Origin of the sequence: Idiomarina aminovorans (assembly GCF_023155095.1) — a bacterium.
Taxonomy (GTDB): domain Bacteria; phylum Pseudomonadota; class Gammaproteobacteria; order Enterobacterales; family Alteromonadaceae; genus Idiomarina; species Idiomarina aminovorans.
This window is the reverse complement of record NZ_JAKNDA010000004.1, coordinates 264,348-274,468: the sequence shown is the minus strand read 5'-3', so window position 1 is coordinate 274,468 and position 10,121 is coordinate 264,348. Positions and strand designations below refer to the sequence as shown.

Below are 10,121 nucleotides of genomic sequence, written 5' to 3'. Positions count from 1 at the left end.
TGAAACACACCAGCGCCGATGGTAGTGTGGGGTCTCCCCATGCGAGAGTAGGTCACCGCCAGACTTTAATTCTAAGAAGCCCTCAGCTGACGCTGGGGGCTTTTTTATGCGTGCGCGGAAATAACGCGCCTCTGACACTTTTCATTACGGGACATCGTATCTTCCTCCGGCACCCCACCTGATGTGAACATCAGGCTAAGATTTACATTCCAATTAATAGAAATTATTGTCCTATATATACATTTTTTTATTCTATTAAGATGAACTAATATAGAAGAGTCTAAGATTCGGGAACACATTTATGTGGCGAAATACTTCAGAAAAATATGGTTTAACCGCGGTATTAATCCATTGGCTATCGGCTTTGGTGATAATTGGACTGTTTGCGCTGGGCTGGTGGATGCTCACTCTGACCTATTACGATGAGTGGTATCGGTTGGGTCCCTGGTGGCATAAATCGTTTGGTATTACATTGCTTATCCTAACGCTTTTACGAGTTCTCTGGACTTTAGTAAATACTAAGCCTAAACCTTTAGGCAATAAGCTTGAAAAAATAGGTGCTAAAACAGGTCATCTATTGCTTTATTTACTGCTTTTCACCGTAATGGTAAGCGGGTTTTTAATTTCTAGCGCCGATGGCAGTTCCATTAGCGTATTTGGTTGGTTCTCGGTACCGGCCGTATTAACCGACTTACCAAAGCAGGCTGATATTGCCGGTGACGTACATTGGTATTCAGCATTGGCTTTAGTGATTATAGCCGGCGGTCATGCTCTGGCGGCATTAAAGCATCACTTTATTAATAAAGACAGTACCCTTATTCGAATGTTTGGAAAAACTAAGAGGAAATAATGATGAAGAAGACATTAATCGCAGCCGCTCTGGCGGGTAGTGCATTATTTACGTCAGCCGCTATGGCTGAAGACTATAAAATTGATATCGAGGGCCAGCATGCCTTCATTCAATTTAAGATCAGTCATTTAGGTTATAGCTGGTTATATGGCCGCTTCAATGATTTTGAGGGTGAGTTCAGTTACGACGAAGACGCCCCGGAAAAGGCGTCTGTTAACGTAACTATTGATACGTCCAGTGTTGATACCAATCACGCTGAGCGCGATAAACATTTGCGTGGCGATGACTTTTTAAGTGTTTCAGAGCATCCTACGGCCACTTTTAAAAGCACCCAATACGTACCGGATGATGACGATAAAGGTGAAGGGACTCTGCACGGTAACTTCACGCTTAATGGTGTAACTAAAGAAATTGCTATCGACGTTGAGCACGTCGGCGCTGGTGAAGACCCCTGGGGTGGATTCCGCCGTGGTTTTGAAGGTGAAGTTGATTTAACCTTAGCCGATTACGGCATCGACTATAACTTAGGCCCTGCCGCTAAAGAAGTTCAGCTGACGCTGTCAATTGAAGGCGTACGTCAATAATTACAGCGCCAACGTTATCTAGTGAGCTAACGCCTCTTTATAGGCGTTAGCTGCTAGCTGGCTGTCACCAAGCGCATGATAGGCATCGCCTAATAAACGATAAACATGACTACTTGGCTCTATCTCCGTTAATTTCTTTAACGCTCTCTGCGCTAACGAAAAGTCCTGATTATCCATAGCAATTTGTGCCAGAGCGTATAAATAGTCTCTGCTTTCAGGGTTCTGTTTCAACTGAGCTTGCACAAACTCCAGTAACTTTTCTGATTTGGCAGTAAATAAACGCAGTGAGTTAACGGCAGCGGGTTCTAAGTCACCCCGTTTAAGCCCTTTTAAAATGACTCCTGCGGATATTTCATGATCCCCCAAATGTTTTAGCGCAGCTGCATAACTCAAACGAATAGTTGCATCAGCGCGCTTTTTGCCGGGTAAGCTGCGCCATTCGTTGTATAGCATCTCGTTACTTTTGCGACCTTCGGCGACAAAGCGTTCAAAATAAACCTGATATTCAAGACGCTCAAACTCGGCAGGCGCCAAATCGGTCACTTTACGCAATTCCGGCAGTAAGTCTTTTAACTGTTGCCAATCGCCTGAGGCCTTAAATACTCTGTAAGCCAACTTAAGAACGCTAGCAGAATGCGGCTTGCTATCCAGTAGGCTCCGCATCTTCTTATCGGCTTTTGCCGGGTCTGTCTTAACGTGTTGCTCAATGACAACCAATTGCAGCAATGTATCTGCGTTCTCATAAAACTTATCAGCCTCTTCCTGCCAGTAAGTTGCTTTGGCGGCGTCTTTATTAAGACATGAGGCAAGAGTTGTTAACGCAGCAAGGTTATTGTCGGGTGACTTTTTATAAGCTTTAGAGAAGCTTTCAGCGGCTTTATTGGGCTCATCATTCAGCAGCTCACGTATGCCCTGCTGAAATATTGTCTGGGCTTTACGTTCGCTACGATTAGCCAGCCATTTTCTGCCCTGTCGGGTTTTACTGAGCAGCCTTTGCAGTATAGACACAACAATAGAAAGCACCGCAACTGCGACAATAGTAACGACAAACAGGCTAACCACGGTTGTTTCAATTGCTACGCCGGCAAACTGAACTAAAACATAACCTGCGTTACCCGATGCTAAAGGGCCAACAATGGCTCCCAAAATGATGATAACGACCAGCGCGATAATCCACTTCATGAGGCATCTCCCTGCTCAATAGCCTGAGCAATGAAGTCCAGCGATTCGAGTCGCTCTAAACTTTGTTGCTCAAAGTCGTCTGTGCTGAGTGACTGAATACGAGAGATAACATCTTGCGTGGCAACTTTATCCCCTTTTACTTGTAAGATGAGTTCAGAAAGCTGCTGCAGGTAGCGCTGCCATAAAGCTTCATTATTTTTTACCGCGGCTTGCTGAGCCAGAGTGAAAATTAACTGAATACGTTCATTGATTGCCGTGCGCTGAGTATGGTTTAACAACGGCTCGGGGTCACTTTCTGCCGGTTGAATACGGATAAAGTTATCAAGAAAAGACTGCCAGTTAGCATTTAAATTTGTTTGCCAGTCGCCAGCATCAGCGCTTACGTCCTGAGTGTCAGAGCTTAATCGTTGCTGGGTGTTGTTCACCTTGTCCGGCAGGTCAGAAACACGCTGCTGCAGTCCTGCCAATTGTAAAGCGAGGTCAGTGTTATCTGCTTTAACAACGGCGTCAACCCGCTCAATATCACCCGCCAGTTTCTCACGGGTACGAAGAGCATCGCGGCTGTTGATACCAACTAACTGTTGGTCTGCCAGCCTTAAAAGCTGCAGAGCCGCTGGGTAATCGTTTTGGCTCCACATCATCCGTGCGGCTGCAGATAAGGTTTGCTTTACCTCAACTAAACGCCAGTACGCCGCTTTTTCGGCCGGGGTTTTACGCATATCGTTGCGCAAATCTTCGAGACTCTGACGCAAATTTGTCAGTTTGCGCTGTAACTGTTGGTCGGTGTTACTGAATTTATCGAGCTCGCGAGCCTGAACGGTGCTCTGCAGTTGTTGTTCTAAACTTGCCAGAGAACGGTCTAATTGATTAAAACGGGTTTCAACCGGATCTTCTTTGGGTTGTTCCGCAACCGGTTTGGCGCCACTGTTAAACAAGGCCGGAAAGCGGGTATAGCCCCAGTAGGCGGCAGCGACTATAGCGACGAGGATAATAAGCCATATTAAGCGCTTAAAGAATCGCCCACTACTTTTCTGTGCAGTGATAGTTTCTTCTTCAGGTTGATCGTTGCTCTGGTCATTATTGTGGCCATCATTTTGCAACTCATCGTTCTTTACTTTATTTTCTTCAGTCATGAGTTTTTCCATCCGCTATTAGCGCATTCATTAATATGGCGTCCGTTGCACTGCCTGTTACTTTGATATTGTCTGATTGTCCAAAAGGAATCAAACCTTTCAGGCGGTGACTTGGCACTATCCATTGACAGTTATCCAGCCATGTCCGTGTCGAGTTTGGCATGGATGACAAAAAATATCCGAGTTGTTCAGCGCTGGTCACAACAACAGTGTCAACCGATTTTATCCACTGCTGAATCAATTCCGGGTCGTTCATTGTGAGTTGTTTGCGGCGATAAACTTCCCAGTAGTCAACCGATGCTCCGCGGGCACGCAAGGCATCAGCGAGTAACTCACGCCCCCCTTTTCCGCGAATAATCAACCAGTTTTGCTGTTCCGGTTTTTGCAGTTCTGATAACTCCAGCAGCCCTTCAGACTGATGCGTAAAGGTTGGGCAGCTCACCGGCACGTTTAAGTTTTTTGCAGCAAAAGAAGCGGTACCCGGGCCAACAGCATAATATTTAGAAGGAACAGGGTTAAAGCCAGCCGCCGCAGCATAATGTGCGGCGTTTTTACTGACAATAACAATACCATCCCAATGTTTTTGTTTAAGCTTTTTTAACTGCTCTTTATTCACAGTTAAAGGTTCAATTTCAATAAAACTGTGAACAAAGCATTCTTTGCCAGCTTGTTGTAGCCGCTGGGTGAATGCGTCTGGAGTATTCGGACGTAGCAGTAAAACCGCCTTATGAGAGATTCGATTCACTGTCATAGACTGCGCTCAGAATTTCTGCTGCCCCTTGTTTAAGTAACCGCTCAGCAAGCTCTGAACCTAACTTCTCAGCTTCAGAGGCGGGACCGAGAACTTCATCACGAAGCACTTTTCCGCCATCGGGCTCACCCACCAAACCGCGCAAATAAAGCTGGTCGCCTTCAAGTTCGGCATAGGCACCAATAGGCACCTGACAACCACCATCAAGCCCACGGTTCATTGCGCGTTCGGCCAGAACCCGAGTGCGTGTTTCCTGGCACTGCAAGGGAGCCAGTAACGCTTTCATTTTGTCGTCGTCGCTGCGGCACTCAATGCCCAGCGCACCTTGACCGTTAGCCGGTAAAGACTGCTCCACCGGAATAAAGGAAGTAATACGATCGCCCAGCTCCAGACGAATTAACCCTGAAGCTGCCAGAATAATGGCATCAAACTCACCGTCGTCCAGTTTGCGTAACCGAGTTTGCACATTGCCGCGTAAATCCTTTATCACTAAATGCGGAAACTGTTCTTTCACCTGACAGCGACGGCGTAAACTACAGGTTCCGACCACCGCACCTTCCGGTAGCTCATTCAAGTTTTTATAATTATTCGACACAAACGCATCGCGCGGATCTTCGCGCTCGCAAATAGTGTGTAGCTCAAGCCCCGGCGGGAACTCAACCGGTAAATCTTTCATGCTGTGTACGGCGATATCGGCACGCCCTTCCAACATCGCGACTTCCAGTTCTTTGACGAATAAACCTTTACCGCCAATTTTCGCCAGCGGTGTATCCAGAATGACGTCACCTTTGGTCGACATGGGAACCAACTCAACTGAAAGCCCCGGATGCAGTTGTTCCAGGCGTTGTTGAATGTGTTCAGCCTGCCATAAAGCCAGCTTGCTTTTGCGTGTTGCAATTCTAACGCGTTGGGTCATTCGTTTTCCTTACGACGATTAATGACTTTTTAGGTATCTGGTGCGATGATAGGCACCAGAGAAACCCAAACGGAATACCTATAGTTTAGCGATGTTTAGTCGAATTGTAATCAAGACGCTGGTGCTATCAGCCATTTTAATGACTTTAGTTGGCTGTGGTCAGAAAGGACCACTGACGCCTGAGCCTATGCCAGAGCAAAACACACCGGCAGAGCCGCCGGCGGAAGACAAAGAATGAGTGAGTTAATTGACTATAAAAACGGCCAGTTTCATATTGAAAACTGCGACGCCGAGAGTCTTATTGAGCGTTTTAGCTCGCCTTTGTACGTTTATTCCAAAGGGCAGATTCTAAAAAACTGGCGTGAGTTTCAGCAATACTGGCCCGCACCTCACAAGCTGTGTTACGCGGTAAAGGCCAACAGCAACTTAGCTATTCTGCAATTGCTGGCTGAGCACGGAGCCGGTTTCGATATTGTCTCCGGTGGTGAACTGCAACGAGTATTGCTGGCTGGCGGTAAAGCCAAAGACGTAGTTTTTTCCGGCGTGGCTAAGTCAAAAGAAGAAATCATAATGGCGCTGGAAGCGGGCATCGGCTGTTTTAACGTGGAGTCTGAAGCGGAACTTGAACGTATTCAGGACATAGCCGCCGCCATGGACAAACAGGCACCGGTGTCGTTAAGAGTGAACCCGGATGTTGATGCCAAGACGCATCCATACATTGCTACAGGGATGAAAGCCAACAAGTTCGGTATTAGCATGTCATTGGCCAAGCCGGTTTTCCTGAAAGCGCACAGCCTGCCTAACATTAATCTGATAGGTGCTGACTGCCACATTGGTTCGCAAATAATGACGGCGGAACCCTTCCTTGATGCTGCGCAGCGCATGTTTAATGTGGTTTCGGAACTGGAAAAAGATGGGATCAAATTAACGCATCTGGATTTAGGTGGCGGCTTTGGGGTGGCGTATCAACCGGAAGAACCGCTGGATAAAGCCTTTTATTTAAAAGCGTTGGTTAAGTTAGCCGAGAATTATCCGCAAATTACATTAGTGCTTGAGCCTGGGCGGGCAATTACGGCCGATGCAGGCGTTTTACTGACAACGGTGGAATACATTAAGCCCTCAGAGGATAAGAACTTTGTGTTGGTTGATGCCGGTATGAACGACTTATTGCGTCCGTCTTTGTATCAGGCCTGGCATGATATTCTGCCGGCACACGAGAACAAATGTGGCGGCGACCAATTGAATGATGTGGTCGGTCCAGTGTGCGAAACCGGTGACTTTTTCGGACACGCCCGACATTTAAATGTGAAGCAAGGCGATGTATTGGCAGTTAAACATGCCGGTGCTTATGGTTTTACCATGGCGTCCAATTACAACAGTCGTGGTCGTCCGCCCGAGGTTTTGGTTTCGGGTGATAATGCGACACTTATCCGCGAACGTGAAAGCTTTAACGACCTCGTCCGTGGCGAGCATTTGTTATATCAGGAAGGCTAATAAAGATGTTATTACATTTTTCCAAAATGCACGGGCTCGGCAACGACTTTATGATGGTGGATAACGTCACTCAGAACCTTTATGTAAACCCTGAGCAGATACGTCGCTGGGCTGACCGGCATACCGGTATTGGTTTCGATCAAATGCTGTTAGTTGAGCCACCCTATGACCCCGATCTGGATTTTCACTACCGCATTTTTAACGCAGACGGCAGCGAAGTTGCGCAATGCGGTAATGGTGCCCGTTGTTTCGCGAAGTTTGTAAAAACCAAAGGTCTGAGTAATAAAAACCACCTTAAAGTTAGTACCAAAGTGGGTAAAATGGTTTTGCATTTGGAAAAAGACGGACAAGTGACGGTTGATATGGGTGAGCCCTTATTCGAGCCGGCAGCCGTGCCCTTTAAAGCACAAAAAGCGGAACAGACTTACGTGCTGCGAGTAAAGGACGAAACGGTTTTGTGCGGCGTTCTGGGGTTAGGAAATCCACATTGTGTCGTTGCTGTCGATAATGTTGACACAGCCCCTGTAGCAACATTAGGGGCTGACTTAGCGGCACACGAACGCTTTCCCGAGAGTGTAAATGTTGGCTTTATGCAGAAAGTCTCTGCGGACGAAATTAAACTGCGTGTATTTGAACGCGGGGTTGGTGAAACCAGAGCCTGTGGTAGTGGTGCTTGTGCGGCAGCTGTGGCTGGTATTCAACAAGGGTTATTGAATGAACGAGTAAAAGTCAGTTTACCGGGCGGGGACTTAATTATTCGTTGGCAGCAGGGGCAGCCTGTAAAAATGACCGGCCCTGCGGAATTGGTTTACGATGGACAAATGGTGTTATGAGTAGCGAATCAAAAGTGATAGCAAACGAGCGGTTGGACGACAGTTTGATCCGAGAATATTTACAGGAAAATCCGGATTTTTTCACAAGAAATGACGACTTACTGACTCAGCTGCAGTTTCAACACAGCGAAAAAGGCGCGGTGTCGTTAATTGAACGTCAGCAACAAAAACTGCGTTTACGTGTGCATCAGCTGGAAGAAGAAATTACCGAACTGATGATCAACGCAAGGCGTAACGAGACAATATTCTCTGCTTACAGTAACTTATACGTTAGCCTGTTGCGTTGCCAAAGCCTGACTCAGATATTGGAAGCGCTACGAAAGACCTTTGAGAACGAACTGGAAATGCCAGCTTTATCCGTTAAATTTTTTGACAGTCCGGTAGAGCTCGACGATCAATACAGCTTTGCTTCCGATACTCATAAAAAGCTACTCAGCAAGCGTTTTAATGAAAGCTCGATTTATCTTGGACGTTTAACCGAGCAGGAGCATAAGCTGCTGTTTCAGGATGAGAAAATTGCCTCAGTGGCATTGCTGTTGCTGGGCGAAAACGGTGAGCTGGGCATGCTGGCGGTGGGTAATACCAATGCCAGTCATTTTGAGCCGGCCATGGATAAGTTACTGATCAATCAGTTGCAGGCGTTGTTAAGCGCTTTGTTACCGGGGTTATTGAAACAACATGACGCTGCATGAGTGGCAGCAAAAATGGATGCAACAATTGCAGGGAGAGCGAGGTCTGGCAGAGCTGACGCTGAAAAACTATCAGCGTCTTATTGCTGCCGACCTCGCTGCTCTTGAACAGCAAAAAATAACCGAACCCAAAGCATTGCGTATACCTGTTATTGAACGCTTGCTGGTAGGCTGGCGCCGCAACGGACTGGGTGAACGCAGTATTGCTTTAAAATTGTCGGCATGGCGTACCTTTTGCCAGTTCATGGTGGAATCCAATACCATGGACGATAACCCCGCCATGTCGGTATCGGCGCCTAAAATTCCCAAACGTTTACCCAAAAATCTCGATGTGGACAGTATTTCTCATTTGCTGGATTTACCCACAGACGACGACTTAGCGATTCGCGATGCGGCTATGATGGAGCTGCTCTATGCCAGTGGTATTCGTCTGACCGAGCTGGTCAGTCTTGATCTGGACCAGATTGAACATCGTATGATGCAATTAAGAGTGACAGGTAAAGGTAACAAGACTCGCATTGTTCCCTATGGTCGTTGTGCTGCAAAAGCGTTAAAGAAATGGCTGCCGGTACGTCAGGCATGGCTTAATGAAAAGCCAGAGCTGGCGCTGTTTGTCAGTAAAAGGCTGCAACGCATCAGCCCCAGAACGGTGCAGCAACGGTTGAATTACTGGGGCAAGCAGCAAGGTGTGGTCGGTGACTTGCATCCGCATAAGTTACGACACTCTTTTGCGTCTCATATGCTGGAATCCAGTGGTGATTTACGTGCTGTGCAGGAAATGCTCGGGCACGCCAACTTATCCACAACGCAGGTGTATACGCATCTGGACTTTAAGCGCTTAGCCAGCGTTTACGACAGCGCTCATCCGCGTGCCCGAAAAAAATCGACCTAAATTTAACCCAATAAGAGTAACGCTTTATGCAGTTTCATCGCCGTTGGCATGTACCCAAAGTCATCAGTTTTGATTTAGACGACACGCTTTATGACAACGTGCCGGTTATTCAGCGTACGGAAGAAGTCGCCCATAACTATATCGCTGAGCACTACCCGCAAACCGCAGAGTGGGATATGCACCACTGGCGGCGCTTCCGTGAGGAGGTTAGTCGTGCCGATGAAACTCTCGCCAGTGACATGACCAAGCTGCGTTTAAAGTCTCTGGAATTGGGATTAAAAAAATTCGGTGTTGATAATTCGGCGCGGGCAGCGAACACCATCATGGATGTGTTCTTGTCTGAACGCAGTAACTTTGAAGTGCCACAAGAAAGCATAAACTTGCTGGAGGCTCTGTCGCAGCAATACAAACTAATAGCACTTAGCAATGGCAATGTTAATGCCGATAAAATTGGTCTGGCTCAATATTTCGACCGGGTTATTCAGCCCGGCGACGGCATTCGCGGTAAGCCTTTACCTGATATGTTTGCTGCCGCCCATCAGCAAATACCCGGGTTAGAGCCGTATGAATTTCTGCACGTTGGCGACCACCCTTATTCGGATATCCTTGGCGCACAGCGTCATGGTTGGCAGTCGGCCTGGCTGACATCGGGTCTTGGAACTAAAGAGCACTTGTCGGTATTGCCAACCGTTACCCTGCACAACCTTTATCAGCTGCAACAGCTGTTATTGGATTAAAGCACACAAATAACTACTGGTTGCTTATACAGTGATGCACTATTACACTGGCGCAATAAC

At 47.2% G+C, this 10,121-nt stretch carries 12 protein-coding genes; 8 read left to right on the top strand and 4 right to left on the bottom strand.

The window, feature by feature from the left end:
• Positions 1 to 301: 301 nt before the first annotated feature.
• Together L8G48_RS09835 and L8G48_RS09830 are read left to right on the top strand one after the other, a co-directional pair.
• Positions 302 to 850, top strand: coding sequence for a cytochrome b (locus L8G48_RS09835; protein WP_248264435.1), 549 nt, complete (start codon positions 302 to 304; stop codon positions 848 to 850).
• Between the two features lie 2 nt (positions 851 to 852).
• Complete coding sequence (locus L8G48_RS09830; protein ID WP_248264439.1) at positions 853 to 1,434, top strand: YceI family protein; 582 nt, start codon at positions 853 to 855, stop codon at positions 1,432 to 1,434.
• Positions 1,435 to 1,452: 18 nt separating this feature from the next.
• Here the strand turns inward: L8G48_RS09830 and L8G48_RS09825 are convergent, their stop codons facing one another.
• Genes L8G48_RS09825 through hemC form a run of 4 tightly spaced genes read right to left on the bottom strand, consistent with a single transcriptional unit; the run spans position 1,453 to position 5,416 of the window.
• Positions 1,453 to 2,616: a heme biosynthesis HemY N-terminal domain-containing protein gene (locus L8G48_RS09825; RefSeq protein ID WP_248264434.1), complete on the bottom strand. Its 1,164-nt coding sequence runs from the start codon at positions 2,614 to 2,616 to the stop codon at positions 1,453 to 1,455.
• The gene (locus L8G48_RS09820) at positions 2,613 to 3,749 is read right to left on the bottom strand and encodes a uroporphyrinogen-III C-methyltransferase (protein ID WP_248264433.1); all 1,137 of its coding nucleotides are present in this window, start codon (positions 3,747 to 3,749) and stop codon (positions 2,613 to 2,615) included. The genes L8G48_RS09825 and L8G48_RS09820 overlap by 4 nt, the downstream gene beginning before the upstream one ends.
• Positions 3,742 to 4,500, bottom strand: a complete 759-nt coding sequence (locus L8G48_RS09815; RefSeq protein WP_248264432.1) for a uroporphyrinogen-III synthase — start codon at positions 4,498 to 4,500, stop codon at positions 3,742 to 3,744. The genes L8G48_RS09820 and L8G48_RS09815 overlap by 8 nt, the downstream gene beginning before the upstream one ends.
• Complete coding sequence (gene hemC, locus L8G48_RS09810; RefSeq protein WP_248264431.1) at positions 4,475 to 5,416, bottom strand: hydroxymethylbilane synthase; 942 nt, start codon at positions 5,414 to 5,416, stop codon at positions 4,475 to 4,477. Before hemC ends, L8G48_RS09815 begins: the two co-directional genes overlap by 26 nt.
• Positions 5,417 to 5,507: 91 nt before the next feature.
• On the opposite strand from hemC, the gene lptM reads away from it, so the two are divergent.
• Genes lptM through L8G48_RS09780 form a run of 6 tightly spaced genes read left to right on the top strand, consistent with a single transcriptional unit; the run spans position 5,508 to position 10,061 of the window.
• The gene (lptM, locus tag L8G48_RS09805) at positions 5,508 to 5,654 is read left to right on the top strand and encodes an LPS translocon maturation chaperone LptM (RefSeq protein WP_126783178.1); all 147 of its coding nucleotides are present in this window, start codon (positions 5,508 to 5,510) and stop codon (positions 5,652 to 5,654) included.
• Positions 5,651 to 6,910 carry a diaminopimelate decarboxylase gene (gene lysA / locus L8G48_RS09800; RefSeq protein WP_248264430.1) on the top strand — a complete coding sequence of 420 codons (1,260 nt, stop codon included), beginning with the start codon at positions 5,651 to 5,653 and terminating at the stop codon, positions 6,908 to 6,910. The genes lptM and lysA overlap by 4 nt, the downstream gene beginning before the upstream one ends.
• A 5-nt stretch (positions 6,911 to 6,915) precedes the next feature.
• Positions 6,916 to 7,743: a diaminopimelate epimerase gene (gene dapF / locus L8G48_RS09795; protein ID WP_248264429.1), complete on the top strand. Its 828-nt coding sequence runs from the start codon at positions 6,916 to 6,918 to the stop codon at positions 7,741 to 7,743.
• The gene (locus L8G48_RS09790) at positions 7,740 to 8,435 is read left to right on the top strand and encodes a DUF484 family protein (protein WP_248264428.1); all 696 of its coding nucleotides are present in this window, start codon (positions 7,740 to 7,742) and stop codon (positions 8,433 to 8,435) included. The genes dapF and L8G48_RS09790 overlap by 4 nt, the downstream gene beginning before the upstream one ends.
• Entirely contained in the window at positions 8,422 to 9,324 is a 903-nt protein-coding gene (locus L8G48_RS09785) for a tyrosine recombinase XerC (protein WP_248264427.1), read from the top strand. The genes L8G48_RS09790 and L8G48_RS09785 overlap by 14 nt, the downstream gene beginning before the upstream one ends.
• Before the next feature lie 26 nt (positions 9,325 to 9,350).
• The gene (locus tag L8G48_RS09780) at positions 9,351 to 10,061 is read left to right on the top strand and encodes an HAD-IA family hydrolase (protein WP_248264426.1); all 711 of its coding nucleotides are present in this window, start codon (positions 9,351 to 9,353) and stop codon (positions 10,059 to 10,061) included.
• Positions 10,062 to 10,121 lie beyond the last annotated feature (60 nt).

Coding starts and splice junctions, on each gene's coding strand:
- L8G48_RS09785 (WP_248264427.1), top strand. CDS start 8,422: ATGACGCTGCATGAGTGGCAGCAAAAATGGATGCAACAATTGCAGGGA.
- lptM (WP_126783178.1), top strand. CDS start 5,508: ATGTTTAGTCGAATTGTAATCAAGACGCTGGTGCTATCAGCCATTTTA.
- L8G48_RS09815 (WP_248264432.1), bottom strand. CDS start 4,500: ATGACAGTGAATCGAATCTCTCATAAGGCGGTTTTACTGCTACGTCCG.
- L8G48_RS09835 (WP_248264435.1), top strand. CDS start 302: ATGTGGCGAAATACTTCAGAAAAATATGGTTTAACCGCGGTATTAATC.
- lysA (WP_248264430.1), top strand. CDS start 5,651: ATGAGTGAGTTAATTGACTATAAAAACGGCCAGTTTCATATTGAAAAC.
- L8G48_RS09830 (WP_248264439.1), top strand. CDS start 853: ATGAAGAAGACATTAATCGCAGCCGCTCTGGCGGGTAGTGCATTATTT.
- L8G48_RS09820 (WP_248264433.1), bottom strand. CDS start 3,749: ATGACTGAAGAAAATAAAGTAAAGAACGATGAGTTGCAAAATGATGGC.
- L8G48_RS09825 (WP_248264434.1), bottom strand. CDS start 2,616: ATGAAGTGGATTATCGCGCTGGTCGTTATCATCATTTTGGGAGCCATT.
- dapF (WP_248264429.1), top strand. CDS start 6,916: ATGTTATTACATTTTTCCAAAATGCACGGGCTCGGCAACGACTTTATG.
- L8G48_RS09790 (WP_248264428.1), top strand. CDS start 7,740: ATGAGTAGCGAATCAAAAGTGATAGCAAACGAGCGGTTGGACGACAGT.
- hemC (WP_248264431.1), bottom strand. CDS start 5,416: ATGACCCAACGCGTTAGAATTGCAACACGCAAAAGCAAGCTGGCTTTA.
- L8G48_RS09780 (WP_248264426.1), top strand. CDS start 9,351: ATGCAGTTTCATCGCCGTTGGCATGTACCCAAAGTCATCAGTTTTGAT.